The organism is Kitasatospora phosalacinea, from assembly GCF_000716545.1.
GTDB lineage: Bacteria > Actinomycetota > Actinomycetes > Streptomycetales > Streptomycetaceae > Kitasatospora > Kitasatospora phosalacinea.
Genome location: NZ_JNWZ01000054.1, coordinates 36,333 through 54,188 on the forward strand (window position 1 = coordinate 36,333; position 17,856 = coordinate 54,188).

General features: G+C 74.6%; 12 protein-coding genes, 1 other RNA gene and 1 pseudogene. 2 read left to right on the top strand and 12 right to left on the bottom strand.

The genetic code is table 11. From position 1 onward, the window contains the following. Window positions 1-110 precede the first annotated feature (110 nt). The 8 genes from OO48_RS24610 to ftsE all read right to left on the bottom strand — a co-directional run bounded on the left by OO48_RS24610 (window position 111) and on the right by ftsE (window position 9,293). The gene (locus OO48_RS24610; protein ID WP_033219934.1) at window positions 111-2,405 is read right to left on the bottom strand and encodes a HelD family protein; all 2,295 of its coding nucleotides are present in this window, start codon (window positions 2,403-2,405) and stop codon (window positions 111-113) included. Between the two features lie 142 nt (window positions 2,406-2,547). Beyond that, window positions 2,548-3,693: a uroporphyrinogen-III synthase gene (locus OO48_RS24615; RefSeq protein ID WP_033219936.1), complete on the bottom strand. Its 1,146-nt coding sequence runs from the start codon at window positions 3,691-3,693 to the stop codon at window positions 2,548-2,550. A gap of 176 nt (window positions 3,694-3,869) precedes the next feature. Beyond that, window positions 3,870-5,240, bottom strand: coding sequence for a nitrate/nitrite transporter (locus OO48_RS24620; RefSeq protein WP_033219938.1), 1,371 nt, complete (start codon window positions 5,238-5,240; stop codon window positions 3,870-3,872). A gap of 194 nt (window positions 5,241-5,434) precedes the next feature. Then, window positions 5,435-5,813: a transfer-messenger RNA gene (gene ssrA, locus OO48_RS35775) on the bottom strand. Window positions 5,814-5,926: 113 nt separating this feature from the next. Continuing rightward, a complete protein-coding gene (smpB, locus tag OO48_RS24625; protein WP_033219940.1) occupies window positions 5,927-6,409 on the bottom strand; it encodes an SsrA-binding protein SmpB in 483 nt (160 codons plus the stop codon). Window positions 6,410-6,453: 44 nt separating this feature from the next. Next, window positions 6,454-7,632, bottom strand: a complete 1,179-nt coding sequence (locus OO48_RS24630; RefSeq protein WP_081952349.1) for a S41 family peptidase — start codon at window positions 7,630-7,632, stop codon at window positions 6,454-6,456. A gap of 51 nt (window positions 7,633-7,683) precedes the next feature. Then, window positions 7,684-8,592, bottom strand: a complete 909-nt coding sequence (gene ftsX, locus OO48_RS24635) for a permease-like cell division protein FtsX (RefSeq protein WP_033219942.1) — start codon at window positions 8,590-8,592, stop codon at window positions 7,684-7,686. 11 nt (window positions 8,593-8,603) lie between these two features. Next, a complete protein-coding gene (gene ftsE / locus OO48_RS24640; protein ID WP_033219943.1) occupies window positions 8,604-9,293 on the bottom strand; it encodes a cell division ATP-binding protein FtsE in 690 nt (229 codons plus the stop codon). A 260-nt stretch (window positions 9,294-9,553) separates the two neighbouring features. Between ftsE and OO48_RS24645 the strand changes: the two genes are divergently transcribed. Then, window positions 9,554-9,742 carry a hypothetical protein gene (locus OO48_RS24645; protein ID WP_033219944.1) on the top strand — a complete coding sequence of 63 codons (189 nt, stop codon included), beginning with the start codon at window positions 9,554-9,556 and terminating at the stop codon, window positions 9,740-9,742. Between the two features lie 79 nt (window positions 9,743-9,821). Here OO48_RS24645 and prfB read toward each other — a convergent pair. The 3 genes and pseudogenes from prfB to OO48_RS24660 form a co-directional block, all read right to left on the bottom strand. After that, window positions 9,822-10,945: pseudogene (gene prfB, locus OO48_RS34545) on the bottom strand (peptide chain release factor 2). A gap of 34 nt (window positions 10,946-10,979) precedes the next feature. Next, complete coding sequence (locus tag OO48_RS24655) at window positions 10,980-12,233, bottom strand: serine/threonine-protein kinase (protein ID WP_033219946.1); 1,254 nt, start codon at window positions 12,231-12,233, stop codon at window positions 10,980-10,982. Window positions 12,234-12,375: 142 nt separating this feature from the next. Beyond that, a complete protein-coding gene (locus tag OO48_RS24660; RefSeq protein ID WP_033219951.1) occupies window positions 12,376-14,196 on the bottom strand; it encodes a serine/threonine-protein kinase in 1,821 nt (606 codons plus the stop codon). Window positions 14,197-14,537: 341 nt separating this feature from the next. On the opposite strand from OO48_RS24660, the gene OO48_RS24665 reads away from it, so the two are divergent. Further along, on the top strand, window positions 14,538-17,249 hold the full coding sequence (locus OO48_RS24665; protein WP_033219953.1) for an FtsK/SpoIIIE domain-containing protein: 2,712 nt from the start codon (window positions 14,538-14,540) through the stop codon (window positions 17,247-17,249). A 61-nt stretch (window positions 17,250-17,310) separates the two neighbouring features. Here the strand turns inward: OO48_RS24665 and OO48_RS24670 are convergent, their stop codons facing one another. After that, window positions 17,311-17,838: a M15 family metallopeptidase gene (locus tag OO48_RS24670; RefSeq protein WP_033219955.1), complete on the bottom strand. Its 528-nt coding sequence runs from the start codon at window positions 17,836-17,838 to the stop codon at window positions 17,311-17,313. Between the last annotated feature and the right edge of the window lie 18 nt (window positions 17,839-17,856).

Below are 17,856 nucleotides of genomic sequence, written 5' to 3' on the forward strand. Positions count from 1 at the left end.
CCTTCGTCCCTTCGAGGGACCACTTGCCGCGAGGCGAGCATGGCGGGCCGGTGTTCAACGTGACGAAGGCCCCCCACCTCCGGGTGGGGGGCCTTCGGTCTTCCCGGCCGCTACTTCAGCAGCGCGGGGACGCCCGCGGCGTCCGGCAGGTCGTCCGGGCCGGACAGCACCGTCAGCCGCTGGGTGGCCCGGGTCAGCGCCACGTACAGCACCCGCAGGCCCGCCTCCGACTCGCCCGCGATGCCGGTCGGGTCGGCCACCACCGTGGCGTCGTACTCCAGGCCCTTGGCCTCCAGGCTGCCCAGCGCCACCACGCGCCCGCCCAGCCCGGCGGTCCAGCCCGCCGCCTCGGCCCGGCGGTCCATCGGGACCACCACCGCGACGGTGCCGTCCACCTCGGCCAGCAGCCGCTCCAGCTCCGCCCGGGCCGCCGCGCCGAACGCCGCCGCGTCCGGCTCGCGGACCGCCGCGAACCGCGGGTGCGCGCCGGTGGCCCGCACCGCGCTCGGCGACGGGGTGCCCGGAGCGGCCAGCTCCAGCACCTTCGCCGCCACCTCGGCGATCTCCGCCGGGTTGCGGTAGTTCACGGTCAGCGTGTGCCGGCGGCGCGGCTTGCCCGCCAGCACCTCGTCCATCGCCGCCTGCGCCTCCTGCGGGAACGGCCAGGACGACTGCGCCGGGTCGCCGACGATCGTCCAGGTCGCCATCCGGGAGCGGCGCCCGATCATCCGCCACTGCATCGGCGTGAGGTCCTGCGCCTCGTCGACGATCACGTGCGCGTACTCGCGCCGCTCCTCCGGGACGCGCTCGCGCTGGCGGTACGCCCGCTCGCCGTACGTGGTGACCTCGTCCAGGCCGGTGAGCAGGTCCACCGCGTCCACCTCGCGCACCTTCGGGCGGGCCGGCTCGCCGAGCAGCACCTGCAGCTCGTCCACCAGCGCCACGTCGTGCGCGGACAGCTCGCCCGCGCCGCGCTCGTCCAGGTGCCGCCAGGACGCGGCGAGCAGCCGGGCCTCCTCCGGGGTGACCGCGCGGCGGGCGATCCGGTTGGTGTGCCGGTGCTGCTTGAGGGTGGCCAGCACCCGGCGCGGGGTGATCGCGGGCCACCAGGCGTCCAGGAAGGCCAGGAACGGGGCCTCGTCGGACACCTGCTCGTCGAAGGACTCGCGCTCCTCCTGGCGCTGCTCGCGCTCGGCGTACGTGCCCGGCTTCGGCAGGTCGCGGACCGCCTCCGACCACAGCGCGTCCAGCAGCAGGCGGCGGGCCCGCGGGCGCAGCAGGTTCAGCGGCGTGCCGCCGCCGCCCACCACGTTGCCGCGCACCGCCTTCAGCCGGCCCGCGTCCAGCCGCAGCACCCGGCCCCGGGCGAAGATCCTCAGCTCGGTCGGCGCGCCCAGCTCCAGGGCCGCCCGGGCGGCCCGGCGCAGCAGCTGCACCATCCGCGCCGAACCCTTGATCCGGGACACCTCGGGGCTGTCGTAGCGGGACGCCTCGATCCCGTCCACCAGGCTGCCGACCGCGCGGATCGCCACCTGCCCCTCCTCGCCCAGCGAGGGCAGCACGCCCTCGGTGTACGAGACCAGCAGCGGCGTCGGGCTGACCACCAGGATGCCGCCCGCGTACCGGCGGCGGTCCTGGTAGAGCAGGAACGCCGCCCGGTGCAGCGCCACGGCGGTCTTGCCGGTGCCGGGGCCGCCGGTCACCAGCGTCGCGCCCGCGGCGGGCGCGCGGATCACCTCGTCCTGCTCCTTCTGGATGGACGAGACGATGTCGCGCATCGAGTGGCCGCGGGCCCGGCCCAGCGTCGCCATCAGCGCGCCGTCGCCGACCACGGCCAGCTCCTCGCCGTCCAGCGTCGGCGCCAGGTCGGGGCGGAGCAGGTCGTCCTCGACGCCGATCACCTTCCGGCCCTTCGACCGGATCACCCGCCGCCGGACCACCCGGCCCGGCTCCAGCGGCGTGGCCCGGTAGAACGGCGCGGCGGCCGGGGCCCGCCAGTCGATCACCAGCGGGCCGTACTCGGCGTCCAGCACGCCCAGGCGCCCGATGTGCAGGCTCTCGGCGACGGCCGGGTCGGACGGGTCCAGCGGAGTCTGGGACGGGATCCCGTGCTCCTCCGGCGCGTCGGCCTGCTGGAGGTCGATCCGGCCGAACAGGAAGTCCTCGAACTCGTTGTTCAACCGCTGCAGGTGCGCCCCGGCCCGGTACACCTGCGCGTCCCGCTCGGCGAGGGCGCCGGGCGTGCCGACCTGCACCCGCTTGGCGGCGTCCTCCAGGATGTACTCCGCCTCGGCCAGCTTCTCCTCCAACCGCCGGTAGACGGTGTCGAGATGCGACTGCTCCCCGGCGATCTCGCGGTCGCGGACAGTGTCGGATCGGTGCTCGGTGGAACCGTGCGCGCCCAAGGAGCCCCCAAAGGTGCGGAGAAAAAGGCGGACGGAAGATCTTACAGGGAACCGGACACCTTTCCGACGACCAGGGCACCGGGAGGGCCCCGCCGCTCCCCGGGCCCCTGGTTCCGCGCCTCCTCCGCCGCGGGCCCTCCCGTCAGTGGTCGAGCGTCAGCCGGTAGCCGCGCTTGACGACGGTGGTGATCAGCCGCGGCGCGCCCAGCGCCTGGCGCAGGCGGGCCATCGCGGTCTCGACGGCGTGCTCGTCGTCGCCGCTGCCCGGCAGGGCCTTGAGCAGGTCGGCGCGCGGGACGACCCAGCCGGGGTGGCGGGCGAGGGTGCGCAGCAGGGCCATGCCGGCCGGGGGGACGGGGCGCAGGCGGCCGTCGACCAGGGCGGCCTGGCCGCGCAGTTCGAGGGTGTGGCCGGCCACCGGGAGGCGGCGGGCGCGTTCGGGGAGGGCGGTGGTGAGGGTCTGGACCATCGCGCCGAGCCGCATCCGCTCGGGCCAGACGGTGGGGACGTCGAGCTGGTCGAGCGGGGCGGAGGTGACCGGGCCGACGCAGACCGCCAGGACGTCGCGGCGCAGGGCGTGCAGCAGTTCCTCCGTGCGGCCGCGCTCCGCGGCCCGGTCGAGGAGGCTGATCGCGGCGGGCGCGGAGGTGAAGGTGACGGCGTCGAGCGCGCCGGCGCAGGTCGCGTCGAGGAGGCGGTCGAGCGGGCCGAGGTCGGCGGGCGGGAGCCAGCGGTAGACCGGGACCTCGACGACGTCCGCGCCGGCGGTGCGCAGCGACTCGACGAAGCCGGGCAGCGGGGCGCCGTGCAGCTGGACGGCGATCCGGCGGCCGTCGACGCCCCGGTCGAGGAGGTGGGAGAGCACCTCGGTGGAGGACTCGGTGGCGGCGGAGAAGGACTCGCGCAGCCCGGCGGCCCGGATCGCGCCCTTGGCCTTGGGGCCGCGGGCGAGCACGGAGGCGTGGCCGAGGGCGGCGCGCAGGTTCTCGCCGAGGTCCCAGCCGTCGGCGGCCTCCAGCCAGCCGCGGAAGCCGATGCCGGTGGTGGCGACGGCCAGGTCGGGCGGGTCGGCGATCAGGGAGCGGGTGGCGTTGTGGAGTTCGGTGTCGTCAGCGAGCGGCACGATCCGCAGCGCGGGCGCGCGCAGCACGTTCGCGCCGCGGCGCTGCAGCAGGGCGGTGAGCTCGTCGGCGCGGCGGGCGGCGGTGATGCCGATGGTCCAGCCGGCGAGCGGGCCGCTCTCGGCGGGCTCGGGTTCGTCCTGCAGGCGTCGGGTCGGGTCGGCCATGCGGTGTCGTCCTTAGGTGCGCCGTCCCGGGGCGTCCTGGCTGGGGACGGGACGGCGGTCGGTCGGGTGGGTGGGTGGTGGTCAATCGTGGCCGGTCACGGTGTCACCCCCGGGTCGCTCCGATTACCGGCGTGTTTCGCCGCTGGTCGGAACGGTCCCGGGGGTGTGACGGCGGCTCAGACCTGTGCGAGGGCGGGGGCGTCGGCGCTGGCCGCGGCGGGGGCGGGGCGGCGGAGGTAGACGGTCCAGGTGAGGGCGAAGCAGACGGCGTAGGCGGCGAGGAAGGAGACGAAGGCGGGGGTGCCGGACTTGGCGACCAGGAAGGACTGCCGGAAGGCCAGGTTGATGAAGAGGCCGCCGAGGGCGCCGACCGCGCCGATCACGCCGATCGCGGCGCCGGACATCTTGCGGGACCAGGCGGCGGCGTCCTCGGGGGTGTCGCCGGCCGCGATCCGGTCCTGGGCCTTGGCGTCGAAGATGCCGGGGATCATCTTGTAGGTGGAGCCGTTGCCGAGGCCGGCCAGGGCGAACAGGGCGACGAAGCCGGTGAGGAAGACCGGCAGCGAGCGGATCGACGAGGCGTAGGTGACGACGCCGGCGGCGACGGCCATCGCGGCGAAGTTCCACAGGGTGATCCGGGCGCCGCCGAAGCGGTCGGCGAGCTTCCCGCCGAGCGGGCGGACCACCGAGCCCAGCAGCGGGCCGAGGAAGGTCAGCTGGGCGGCCTGCAGCGGGGTGCGGCCGAACTGGTTCTGCAGCACCAGGCCGAAGGCGAAGGAGAAGCCGATGAAGGAGCCGAAGGTGCCGACGTACAGCACCGACATCAGCCAGGTGTGCTTCTCCCGGACGATCGCGGCGAGCGATCCGGTGTCGGCCTTCATCGGGGCCAGGTTGTCCATGAACAGGGCGGCGCACAGCGCGGCGACCACGATCAGCGGCAGGTAGATGCCCAGGACCAGGCGGGGGTGCCCGGCGCCGGCCCAGGAGATCACGCCGAGCGAGACCAGCTGGATCACCGGCACCCCGATGTTGCCGCCGCCCGCGTTGAGGCCGAGCGCCCAGCCCTTGTGCCGGGCCGGGTAGAAGGCGTTGATGTTGGTCATCGAGGAGGCGAAGTTGCCGCCGCCGAACCCGGTCAGCGCCGCGACCAGCATGAAGGTGGTGTACGAGGTGCCGGGGTGCATGACGTACGCGGCGGCGAGGGTCGGCAGGAGCAGCAGCAGCGCGGAGACCACCGTCCAGTTCCGGCCGCCGAAGCGGGCCACCGCGACGGTGTAGGGGATCCGGACGAAGGAGCCGACCAGGGTGGGCATCGCGACCAGGAAGAACTTCCCGGCCGGGTCGATGCCGTACTCCTTGCCCATGAAGAGCACCATCACCGACCACAGGCTCCAGATCGAGAAGCCGATGTGCTCGGAGAGCACCGAGAAGGCGAGGTTGCGCCGGGCCGTCCGGCGGCCGGTGGCCTCCCAGAACGCGGCGTCCTCCGGGTCCCAGTGCTGGATCCAACGGCCGCCCGTCCTGCTGTTCGTGGTGGTGCCGTCCATGGGGTCGCTCCTTCGAGTGCGGGTGTCCAAGACCCTGTGCCACTGACGCTAGGAGCCCGTGATTTCGGGTTCGTTGTGCGGTGTGAAGCGTGCGGAACCGTCCTCTCACCCGCCGCCGGCCCGGCGTGTGAGGGGCCGGGAACGCACGAGAGCCGCCCTCCGGAACGGAGGGCGGCTCTGCGATGCACATGGGGTGGTGGAGATGCCGGGAATCGAACCCGGGTCCAGTGAAGTGGATTCAGGACTTCTCCGAGCGCAGTCCGCTGTGATTTTCTCGGCCCTGGCGGTCACGCGGACAAGCCGCCAACAGGCCCAGTCACTGTTTGGTTTCCCCGCCACCCCCGTGACCGGGGTGGAAGGTTGAGTTCCCTAGATTATGCCAGGATCCGGGTCGGGAACGCCCCGGGCTGACACCCATTCACTTTCGCAGATCAGGCTGCGAGAGCGAACTGCTGGGAATCGCGCTTAGAGTTGGCGATTATTTTTTTGCGACAGGTGGTTAACGAGATCATTGCCGCGTTCCTCGGCTCGCTTCTCCTGTTTCGACTGCCACTGTCGAAACCGATCATCCCCATGTTTTTTTGACAAACAACTCCGGCGGGAGGCGGACCGCCCTCCGGGTGGTGCACCGCCATAGTACTCAACCGGCCCGTCAAGGGTCCAGCGCATTAACCGCGGGTGGCGGCTCAGCCCTGTCCGGAGCGCCGGCGGGCGGCGGCCACCGCCCGGTCGGTCTCGCGGCGGTCCTGCCGTTCGCGCAGGGTCTGCCGCTTGTCGTACAGCTTCTTGCCGACCGCGAGGGCGAGTTCGAGCTTGGCGCGGCCGTCCTTGAAGTACAGGGACAGCGGGACCAGCGTGTGGCCGGTCTCCTTCACCTTGGACTCGATCTTGCGGATCTCCATCTTGTGCAGCAGCAGCTTGCGCTTGCGCCGCGCCGAGTGGTTGGTCCAGGTGCCCTGGGCGTACTCGGGGATGAAGACGTTGTCGATCCAGGCCTCACCGCCCTGGACGTACGCGTAGCCGTCGACCAGGTTGGCCCGGCCCTCGCGGAGCGACTTGACCTCGGTACCGGTGAGCACCATGCCGCACTCGTAGGTGTCGAGAATGGTGTACTCGTGCCGCGCCTTCTTGTTCTGCGCGACCAGCTTCTTGCCCGTTTCCTTTGCCATAGCCCGGCCATTCTCGCACCTCGGCGGCGAACGCGGCAGCCCCTTTACGGCGCGGCGGGCCCGGCGGGGTCGGTCGGGCCGGCGGGCCGGGCGGGCGCACCGGGCCCGGCAGGGTCGGTCGGCCCGGAGCCGGTCAGCCCGTCCAGCACCCTGAGTGCGAGCGCCCCCGGGTCCTCGCCGGCGGCCGGCACGTCGGGCTGGACGCCGGTGCCGTCCGGGGAGCGGCCGGCCGGGGTCTGGTAGCGGCCGACGGTGAGCTCCAGCACCGAGCCGTCGGCGAGCCGGCTGGGCTGCTGGACGGTGCCCTTGCCGAAGGTGCGGCTGCCGACCAGGACGGCCCGGCTGCGGTCCTGGAGCGCGCCGGCCAGCAGTTCGGCGGCGCTCATGGTGCCGCCGTCGACCAGCACCACCAGCGGGACGGAGGTGTTCCCGCCCGGGGCGGCGGTCAGTTCGCGGTGCTCGCCGCGCACCTGGTAGCTGGCCACCGGTCCGCCGTCGAGGAACACCGAGGCGGTGGCGACGGCCTCCTCGACCAGCCCGCCGGAGTTGCCGCGCAGGTCGAGCACCACGCCCCGGGCGCCGGCCGCGGCGGCCCGCACCTGGTCGCCGACGCCCTCGGTGAAGGCGTGCACGGCGATCCGGGCCACTCCGGGCGCCGGGTGGTCGGCCTCGACCTCGCGGGTGGACAGCTCGGCCCGGGTGAGGGTGAGTTGGCGCACCGGCCCGGCCTCGCCCCCGCCCTCGACGCCGACCGCGACCGCGCTGCCGGCCGGCCCGCCGCGCAGCCGGGAGACCACCTCGGTGACCGGCAGTTGCTCGGCCGGCGTCCCGTCGACGGTGACCAGCCGCTGGCCGGCCTCGATGCCGGCCCGGGCGGCGGGCGAGCCGGGCAGCACCTCGGCCACCAGGGTCGGTCCGCCGGCCTCCCGGTCCACGCTCAGCCCGACGCCCGCGTACCGGCCGCCGGTGAGGTCCGCGTACTGCTGCGGGCTCAGGTAGGCGGCCCAGCGGTCGCCGCTGGCGCCGACCAACTGCCTGGCCTGCTGCGGGCTCAGGTCGGCCCCGGTCAGGTCGGTGGCGGGCGGCCCGGCGTCGGACGACGAAGGGGCCCGGGAGGAGCCGTCCGGCTCTCCCCAGGCCCCCGAGGCGGCTCCGGCGAACAGCACCGCGCCGAACACCAGCCCGAGCGTCATCCCCTGGCGTACTCGCGGTGCTGTCGGCATGCCAGCGAGTCTAGGCGGGCGGGTGCGCCGACCGGTAGCACCGACGGTGCGTCAGACCTTCAAGTACTTGCGGAGGGTGAAGAACGCGGCGATCGCCGCCATCCCCATGCCGACCACCACCAGCAGCGGGATGACCGCCAGCACCGAGGACAGGCCGATGAAGGTGATGAACCCGACCTTCTTCGCCAGCCACCCGTGCACGAAGAAGTGCCCGCCGATCAGCAGTCCGGAGGCCAGCACCGAGCCGAGCAGCGCGGCGAACGCGGCCTCCGCGATGAACGGCATCTGCACGTAGAAGTTGGACGCGCCGACCAGGCGCATGATGCCCGTCTCGCGCCGTCGGCTGAACGCGGACACCCGGACGGTGTTGACGATCAGCAGCAGTGCGACGAACAGCATCAGCACCATGATCACGAACGCCGCGGTCTGCAGGCCGCGCAGCAGGCCGAACAGGTTCTCCAGGATCTTGCGCTGGTCGTCGACCGACTTGACGCCCGGCTTGCCCGCGAAGGCGCTCTGGATCACGTCGAACTTGGTCGGGTCGCTCAGCTTGACCCGCCAGGACTGCGGCATCGCGTCCGGACCGACCGCCGCCAGCAGCGGGTTGTCCGGGTTGCTCTCCTTGAAGTGCTTGTACGCCTCCTGGGAGGACTCGTAGGTCGAGCTCTGCACCAGCGGCGCCATCTTGTCCAGGTCCGCCTTCACCTGGGCGACCTGGTCGTCGGTGGCCGCACCCGACGCGCACTGCGGCGAGTTGTGGTCCGCCTTGATGCAGAAGTAGATGCTGACTTCGACCTTGTCGTACCAGTAGTCCTTCATGGAGTTGACCTGGTCGCGGACCAGCAGCGAGGCACCGGCGAGGGCGAGCGACAGTGCGACGCTGACCACGACGGCGATGGTCATGGTCAGGTTGCGGCGGAGGCCGACGCCGATCTCCGACAGAACGAACTGGGCGCGCATGCTTCTCTCTTCTAGCTCTGGTAGCCGTAGACGCCGCGAGCCTGGTCGCGGACCAGCAGGCCCTTGTCGAGTTCGATGACGCGCTTGCGCATCTGGTCGACGATCGCCTGGTCGTGGGTCGCCATCAGCACGGTGGTGCCGGTCCGGTTGATGCGGTCGAGCAGCTTCATGATGCCGACCGAGTTCTGCGGGTCGAGGTTGCCGGTGGGCTCGTCGGCGATCAGCAGCATCGGCCGGTTCACGAACGCCCGGGCGATCGCCACGCGCTGCTGCTCACCGCCCGACAGCTCGCCGGGCATCCGACCCTCCTTGCCGCCGAGGCCGACCAGGTCGAGCACCTCGGGCACCACCTTGTTGATGGCGCTCTTCGGCTTGCCGATGACCTCCAGGGCGAACGCCACGTTCTGCCCCACCGTCTTGTTCGGCAGCAGGCGGAAGTCCTGGAAGACGGTACCCAGTTGGCGCCGCATGTGCGGCACCTTCCAGTTCGAGAGCTTGCCCAGGTCCTTGCCCAGCACGTGCACCGCGCCGGTGGACGGGCGCTCCTCGCGCAGGCACAGGCGCAGGAACGTCGACTTGCCGGAACCTGACGAACCGACCAGGAAGACGAACTCGCCCTTCTCGATCTCCAGCGAGACGTTGTCCAGGGCCGGACGGTTCTGCTTGGGATAGGTCTTGGAGACGTTGTCGAATCTGATCACGGCTGCATCACGGGGCCATCCTAGGTGGATCGGAGCCAGTGACCTTACGCGATGCCCCACCGCACTCGCAGTCGCCGGACGCCTACCGACCGTGGTTTCGTCAGGTGTTGTTCCGGTTCGGACCGGAAATTGCGAGGTACGTCACAGATCGATAACCCTTCCCCTCCGGGAGCCGAGGGGTACGGAACCTGGCAGAGTGGTAAGCAGTCGGAACCGAATCCGCCTCCGGCGCGTTGGCTATGCAGCAAGGAGGAGATCGCATGACCTGCGACCAACTGGTGTGCGCCAACTGCAACGGCCGCGTGAGCGACGGCCGCTGCCCGGTGTGCCGCGCCAACCGCGCCCGGCTCCAGCAGGAGCAGCACGGGCCGTTCCCGACGCTCAACAACGCGGTGCTGCTGGCCCTGCTGTTCGCGGCGGTGCTCGCCCTGGCGCTGCTGCTGCGCTGACCCGAGAGACCACGAAGGGCCCCACCGCCGAGGCGGTGGGGCCCTTTCGCTGCGCGCGCTCACGCTTCGCGCCCCGCGATCAGTTCTCGCGCTGCTCGCGCCACCGGATGCCGGCCTCGATGCTGCGTCCATCGTTCATCTCGGCCGGCCTCCTCGCGCCCCGCGATCAGTTCTCGCGCTGCTTGCGCCACCGGCGGTGCGCAGGTCCTTGACCATCTGGTACGGGTGCAGGACGTAGGAGCGCATCTGGTTGCCCCAGGACGAGCCGCCGTCCTTGAGGGCGTCCATCGCGGCGCGCTCCTCCTGGCGGCGGCGCTCCAGCAGCTTGGCCTGGAGGACGTTCATCGCCGAGGCCTTGTTCTGGATCTGGGAGCGCTCGTTCTGGCAGGAGACCACGATGCCGGTGGGCAGGTGGGTGATGCGGACGGCGGAGTCGGTGGTGTTGACGCCCTGGCCGCCGGGGCCGGAGGCGCGGTAGACGTCGATCCGCAGGTCGCCCTCGTCGATGTCGACGTGGTCGGAGGTCTCGACGACGGGGAGCACCTCGACGCCCGCGAAGGAGGTCTGGCGGCGGCCCTGGTTGTCGAACGGGGAGATGCGCACCAGGCGGTGGGTGCCCTGCTCGACGGAGAGGGTGCCGTAGGCGTAGGGGGCCTTGACGGTGAAGGTCGCGGACTTGATGCCGGCCTCTTCGGCGTACGAGGTGTCGTAGACCTCGGTCGGGTAGCCGTGCCGCTCGGCCCAGCGCAGGTACATGCGCATCAGCTGCTCGGCGAAGTCGGCGGCGTCGACGCCGCCCGCCTCGGCCCGGATGTTGACCAGGGCCTCGCGGGCGTCGTACTCGCCGGAGAGCAGGGTGCGGACCTCCAGCTCCTCGACGGCCTTCTTGACGGACGTCAGCTCGGCCTCGGCCTCGGTGCGGGTGTCCGCGTCGTCCTCGTCCTCGGCCAGTTCGAACAGGACGCCCAGGTCCTCGACCCGGCCGCGCAGGGTCTCGAACTTGCGCAGTTCGCCCTGGAGGAAGGAGAGCCGGCTGGTGACCTTCTGCGCGTTGACGACGTCGTCCCACAGGGTCGGGGCGGCTGCCTCCTCCTCCAGGGTTGCGATGTCGGCCCGGATCTTGTCCAGGTCGAGGACTGCCTCGATCGACGCCATGGTCGAGTCGAGGTTCTTGAGCTCTTCGGAAGGATCGACGGCTGCCACGCCTCAAGGGTAATGGTTCCGCGGGGGGGCTCGGCTACAACCGGGGGTGCCAGGAGGTGCGCACCGCCGCGGAGGCGCCGGCCGGGGGTTCGGCGGCGAACGCCGTCCACGCGGCGGCGGCGCCGGCCAGCAGCAGGACGACGGCGATCAGCACGGCCAGGGTGCGGCGGCGGCGGATCATCTGGGCCCGGGTGCGGCGGTGGGCGGCGGCGGGCCGTTCGCGCTGGGCGCGGGACTCCTCGGCGTAGGAGGCGAGCTCCCGGGCGGAGGGGCGGCGCAGGCTGGTGTGGGTGTCCCGGGTGGAGTCGGGCTGCGGGGGCGGCACCAGCGGGACGGCGGGGCCGCGGCGGCGGCGGTGGGTGCCGCTGCCGGCGAAGGCGTCGGCCTCGGCGTAGACGGCCTCGCCGGGGGTGGGCACCTCCTCGGGGACGCCGCGCTGGGCGGGCACCGCGAGCGGGCCGAGCCCGGCCAGTTCGGGGAGCAGTTCGCGCAGCCGGGCGGCGAGTTCGGCGGCGCGCAGCCGGGAGGCGGGGGCCTTGGCCAGGCACTCGGAGATGATCCGCCACAGGCCGTCCGGCATGCCCTCGACCGGGGGGACGTTCTCGGTGACGTGCCGGCGCAGCACCGCGCCGGTGTGGCCGCCGCCGAACGGGGTGGTGCCGGTGAGCAGTTCGTACAGCACGGTGGCGGTGGCGTAGATGTCGACGGCGGCGCGCGGCTCCAGGCCCTCGATGATCTCGGGGGCGAGGTAGTCGGGGGTGCCGATGATCCGGGTGGCGCGGGTGCGGCGGGGGGCGTCGACCAGGCGGGCGATGCCGAAGTCGGTGAGCTTGGCGCGCGGGGCGCCGCCGGGGCCGGGCGGGGCGGCCAGGTCGAGCAGGACGTTCTCCGGCTTGACGTCCCGGTGCACGATGCCGGCGGCGTGCGCGGCGGCCAGGCCGTCGGCGACGTCGGCGATCACCGCGGCGGCGACGGCCGGGCTGAGCACGCCGTCGCGCTCCAGCCGGGTGCGCAGGTCGCTGCCCCGGACCAGGTCCATCACCAGGGCGAGGTCGTTGCCGTCGACCACCATGTCGTGGACGCCGACCACGTGCGGGTGGTCGAGACCGGTGAGGGCGGCGCGCTCCTGGACGAAGCGGCCGACCAGCACCTGGTCGGCCGCGAGGTCCTCGCGCAGCAGCTTCACCGCGACCGGGCCGTCGGGGCCCTCGCCGAGCCACACGGTGCCGGCCGAGCCGCGGCCGATCACCTGGTGGACGGTGTACCGGCTGCCGATCTTGCGTGCCAATGCTGCTCCGTGGGCTCGTGAGGTCGGTGCTCGACGAACAACCTACGCGTCCGCGGGGCCTCCGGGGGCGCCGGAGGGGCCCCTCGGCGGTACCGATCCGGTGGAATTTCGCGGGATTGTCGACAAAGCGTCAATTCCACCGTCAGGTGTGGCTGGTGACCCAGTCGCTCGCCGAGTGGTACCAGCCGACCACGTTGTCCCAGTAGTGCGGCAGGGGCGTGAAGTTCCACAGCGCCAGGCAGCCCAGCGCCAGCACCACCAGCACCAGCAGGCAGCCCTTGAGGCAGCCCAGGCCGGGGATCCGCGTCCGGTTCGGGCTGCGCCGCCGCGGCTCCCGCTCCCGGGGCGCCTCGCGGACCGGCTCCGGTTCGCGGTACGGCGGCTCCTGGCGGCGCGGCGGCGCGGGCTCGGGACGGCGCTGCGGCGCGCCGCGGCCCTCCGGCCGGCCGCCGTAGCCGGGCGGCGGGCCGGGCTGCTGGGCCTGGTACGGCGGCGGGGCGACCGGCGGGCGGCCGCCGGGCCCCTGCTGCGGGTGGCGGCCCGGCTGGGGGTGCGGCGGCTGCGGGGGCTGGTACGGGCCCTGCTGCGGGGCGTAGCGGCCGTCCTGCGGGGGCCGGCCGCCCGGCGGGGCCTGGTACGGCGGCGGGGCCACCGGCGGGCGGCCGCCGGGGCCCGGCTGCGGGTACTGGCCGGCCTGGTAGGGGCGCGGGGCGACCTGCGGCTCGCCCGGGCCCTCCGGCTCGAAGTAGCCGATCCGGGTCTGCGCGTTGCGGTCCCGGGCGGCGCGCAGCTGGGTCTGCCACGGGTGCGGCCCCTCGGGCTGGGCCGGGGGCTGCTCGGGGCCGGGCGGCACCGCGGGCATCACCCGGGTGCGGTCCGCGGGCGGCGCGGCCGGCGGCGGGGCGATCAGCTGGGTGTGCTCCTCGGCGCCCGGCACGGCCGGCCGGTGCGCCATCACCTGGGTCGCGGCGGCCGGGTCGTACCCGCCCCCCAGGGTGGCGTCGTGCGCGGCGGGCGCGTCGTGCGCGGCGGGCACGGCGGGGGCCGGCGCCGGGTCGGGCACCAGCAGGCCGCCGACGGCCATCGCGGCGTCCACCGCGGCCGGGGAGGAGTGCACGCCGACGCCGGCCGCGACCACCCGCAGCGCCTCGGCCAGCGAGACGGCGGTGGGGCGCTGGGCCGGGTCCTTGCGCAGGCAGCGCTCGACCACCGTCCACAGCGGCTCGGGCATGGTGCGGGGGCGCTGCGGCTCCTGCGCGAGGTGCGCCTGGAGGACGGCCATCGGGTTGTCGCCCTGGAACGGCGGGCGGCCGGTGACCAGTTCGTACAGCAGGATGCCGGCGCCGTAGACGTCGACCGCGGCGGTCTGCGGGCGGCCCTCGGCGGACTCGGGGGCGACGTAGGCGGGGGTGCCGACGAACTCGTGGGTGCGGGTGATGCCCGGGGAGTCGGCGAGCCGGGCGATGCCGAAGTCGGTGAGCATCGGGTGCATCCGCTCGCCGCCGTCCACCGCGAGGGTGGCCAGCAGCACGTTGGCGGGCTTGAGGTCCCGGTGCACGACGCCGTCGGCGTGGCTGGCGGCCAGCGCGTCGGCGATCTGGGCCATCAGCAGGGACCCGGCGATCGGCGACAGCGGGCCGGACTCGCGCAGGTAGCGGTACAGGTCGGGGCCGTCGACCAGGTCCATCACCAGGGCGAGCAGCTCGCCCTCGACCACCAGGTCCCGGGTGCGGACGATGTTGGGGTGGGTCAGCCGGAGCAGGACGGAGCGCTCGCGCAGGAAGCGCATCACCACGTCCGGGTCGGCGGCGAGCTCCTCGCGCAGCACCTTGACCGCGACCGCCTGCCCGGGCAGCAGGCCCGGCACCGCGGCGTCCTCGCGCACCCGGCCGCGCCAGACCGTTCCGGTCGCGCCGCGCCCGAGGCTCTCCTCCAACACGTACTTGCTGCCGACAGGCCGCACCTGTGCACTCCGTTCGGTCACCCGGCGCCCGCTGCCGGGGCCGCGTTCCGGCACTCCCCCGTTCCCGTGAACGGCGCCGGGGCCTGGGGAGTCCGCCCGGCCGGACGGGCTCCCGTATTTTCGGCAACTCTAACGGTGCCCGCCCGGGTTTCCGAGGTGTTGCCCGGCCGGGCCGCGCGCTGCGTGCGGCGGGGCCGCCCGGGTCTCCTTGACCTGACTCCCCGTCGGATTCACCATGGCGGTGATCGCAAGATCGTCAAATCCGGTACCGTGCGCGGACTGTCCGTCCCGAGTGGCAGGATGGCACGCACCACACGTGTGCAGAAGGGACCCCGGGCGAGATGCAGATCCGGCTCACCGTCCTTCGACCGCGCAGCGGCCCGGCCGCCCCCGGCAGCGCCGTCGACGTCCTGGTCACGGCACCGGCCGGCACCGTGCTCGGCGCCGTCGCCACCGCCCTGGCCGGCGCGGTCGGCGTCCGGGGTGCCCGCTCCGCCACGCACGTCCACCTCTACGACGGGGAACGCCGGCTGGACGAGCAGACCCCGCTCGGCCACCCCCCGCTGGTGGACGGCGCGGTCCTCTCCCTCGGCGAACCCGACCCGGACGCCGAGGGCGCCGACGAGCGCCCCGCCGCCGAACTGCGGGTGGTCGGCGGTCCCGACGCCGGCGGCGTCCACCGCCTGCACGGCGAGCGGATCCGGATCGGCCGCTCCACCGAGGCCGACGTCCCGCTCGACGACCCGGACGTCTCCCGCCTGCACCTGGCCCTGCACCTGGCCGAGGACGGCCGCGCCACCGTCCAGGACCTCGGCTCCACCAACGGCACCCGCCTCGACGAGCAGTGGCTGCCCGAGGGCCCCGCCGAACTCGCCCCCGGCGCCCTGCTGCGGATCGGCGAGTCCACCCTGCAGCTCGCCCGCGCCGAGGGCATAGCGGCCCGCCCCACCGTCCCCGACGGCGAGGGCCGGCTCCGGCTCGCCCCGCGCACCGGCGCCCGCACCGCCCCCGGCCGCCCCGCCGCGCCCCCCGCCGACGGCGGCGACCGGTCCGACGAGCCCCCCGCCGGCGGGGGCGTCGGCCGCTGGCTGCGCCGCGGCAAGGCCGAGCCGCCCGCCGCCGACGGCGGCCGCCAGCACGACGCCGCCCGACTGCGGCAGGCCGCCAACCAGCGCGAGCGCTGGCCCGACCCGGCCGCCCTGCTGCTCACCGCGCTCGGCACCGGCCAGCGGCTGTGGGAGCGCGGCCCCGACCACCCGGACGCGCTGACCCTCCGGCTCGGCACCGCCGACCTGCCCGGCGGCCCCGGCACCGTCCCCGGCAGCCTGCTGCCCGCCGTCCCCGTCACCGTCGACCTGCAGACCGCCGGCAGCCTGGGCCTGGCCGGTCCCCGGCACCGCCTCACCGGCCTGGCCCGCGCCGCCCTCGCCCAGCTCGCCGCCCTGCACCCGCCCAGCGGCCTCGCCCTGGTCGTGGTCAGCGCCGAGCAGCCCGCCGAGGACTGGGCCTGGGCCCAGTGGCTCCCGCACCTGCGCCCCGCCCACGGCCAGGCCTGCCGGCTGCTCTACGGCCTGGGCCCCGCACAGGCCGAGGCCCGGCTCGCCGAGCTCGCCGCCGCCACCGCGGGCCCGCCCGCCACCGTCGTCCTGGTCGACGGGGACCCGGGCACCGAAGCCGGCCGGCACGCGCTGGCCCTGCTGCTGCGCCAGGGCCCCGCGGCCGGGGTCTTCACCCTCTGCCTCGCCGCGGCCCCCGAGGAGCTCCCCACCGGCCTCGGCGCGCTGGGCCTGATCACCGGCGAGGTCTCCACCCGCCTCACCCTCGACCGCCCGGCCGTCGGCGGCCGCGAGCGCCTCACCGACGTCGCCCTCGACGCGGTCTCCCCCGCCTGGGCCGAGCGCCTCGCCCGCACCCTCGCCCCGCTCGCCGAGACCGACACCGGGGCGCCGCCGCGCGGCCCGCTGCCCGACGCGCTGCGCCTGCTCGACCTGCTGCGCGCCGAGTCCCTCTCCCCCGCCCGGCTCGCCGAGGGCTGGCAGTCCCTGCCCGCCGGGGCCGGCGGCGCCACCGCCCTGCTCGGCACCGCCCGGACCGCCGGCGGCGAGGAGGACTGCACCGTCGACCTCGCCGAGGACGGCGACCACCTGCTGATCGGCGGCGGCCCCGGCTCCGGCAAGTCCGAGCTGCTGCGCAGCCTGGCCGCCTCGCTGGCGGTCTCCGAGCCCCCCGGCCGGCTCGCCCTGCTGACCGTCGACGGGGACCGCGCCGAGGACGGCGGCCTGGCCGGCTGCACCGACCTCCCGCACGTCACCGCCCACGTCAACGCCGCCGAGGACCCGCGCGGCGCGCTGCTCGCCGCCGAGCGCCTCACCGACGAACTCGCCCACCGCGAGGCCCTGTTCAACGGCCTGACCTTCACCGAGTGGCACACCCGCCGGGCGCTCGCCAAGACCCCCGCGCTGGTCGGCGGCCCCGCCGCGGACTCCACCGCGCAGGTCCGGGTGGTCGAGCCCCGCCGCTCCCCCGACGCGCCCCCGGCCGACGCGGTGCCGCCCCGGCTGGTCGTCCTGGTCGACGACTACGACGCGCTGCTCGGCCCCGCGTCTCCCGGCGGCCGCCCGCTGGCCCGCGCCCTGGCCGCCGTCGCGGTGCACGGCGCCCGGCTCGGCGTGCACGTGATCGCCGCGACCGGCTCGCCCGAGGCCACCGCCGGCACCGAGGTCGACGAGGCCGCGCAGCTGCGGATCGCCCTGCGCACCGAGCAGTCCGGCGACTCCGCCCTGCTCGTCCACCTCCCCGACGCCGCCGCCCTCCCCGGCACCACCCCCGGCCGCGGCTACCTCCGCCGCCCGGACGGCGCCGTCACCGCCTTCCAGGGCGCCCGGGTCAGCGGCCGCATCCCCCGCACCGCGACGCTCCGCCCCACCGTCGTCGCCCAGCGCCTGGAGGACCACGGCGCCGCGCCCTCCCCCCGCCCGGTCCGCGAACTCGGCAACGGCCCCACGGACCTGGCCCTCCTGGCGTCCGCCCTGCGCCGCGCGACGGAGAGCTGACTCCGGCGAGGCGGGGCGAGGCGAGGCGGGGCGGGAGCGGGCAGGGGCCCTCCCCGGCCGTTCAGCCCGCCGCGTCGGGCCGTTGCGCCGGGCAGGTGCCGCCCGGCGCGGTGAGCAGTTCGAAGTGCCACATCTCGTTGGCGTACACCTGGCAGAGCCCGTAACGGGCGCCGTGCCGGTTCAGCCAGTCGTCGGCGTCGGTGGGGCCGATGTCGACGGCGCGGCCCGAGACGTGGGTGGACTTCTCGGGGGTGTTGACGTAGCGGCGGGCCAGGTCGGGGGAGCCGTAGCGGGTGACCGCCTCGTCGAGGAGGCGCTGCTGGTCGGCGGGGCTGCGCCGGCCGGAGGTGACGCGGAGCTCGATGCCCTGCTGCCGGGCGTCGGCCGCGGCGGCGCGGAGGGCGGCGAGCAGCTGCGGGTCGAGGCCGCGGACGGCGGGGACGTCCGCGTCGAGGGCGACCGAGCCGCCGGCCGGGATGCCGTCGGCCGTGCCGCCGCGGCCGTCCGGGAGCACGCTGTACGCGGCCACCGCGCCGAGCAGTGCCACCGCGGCCAGTCCGGTGACCGTGGTCCGTGTGTGCTTCTTCATCGTCTCCGCCTCTTCCTG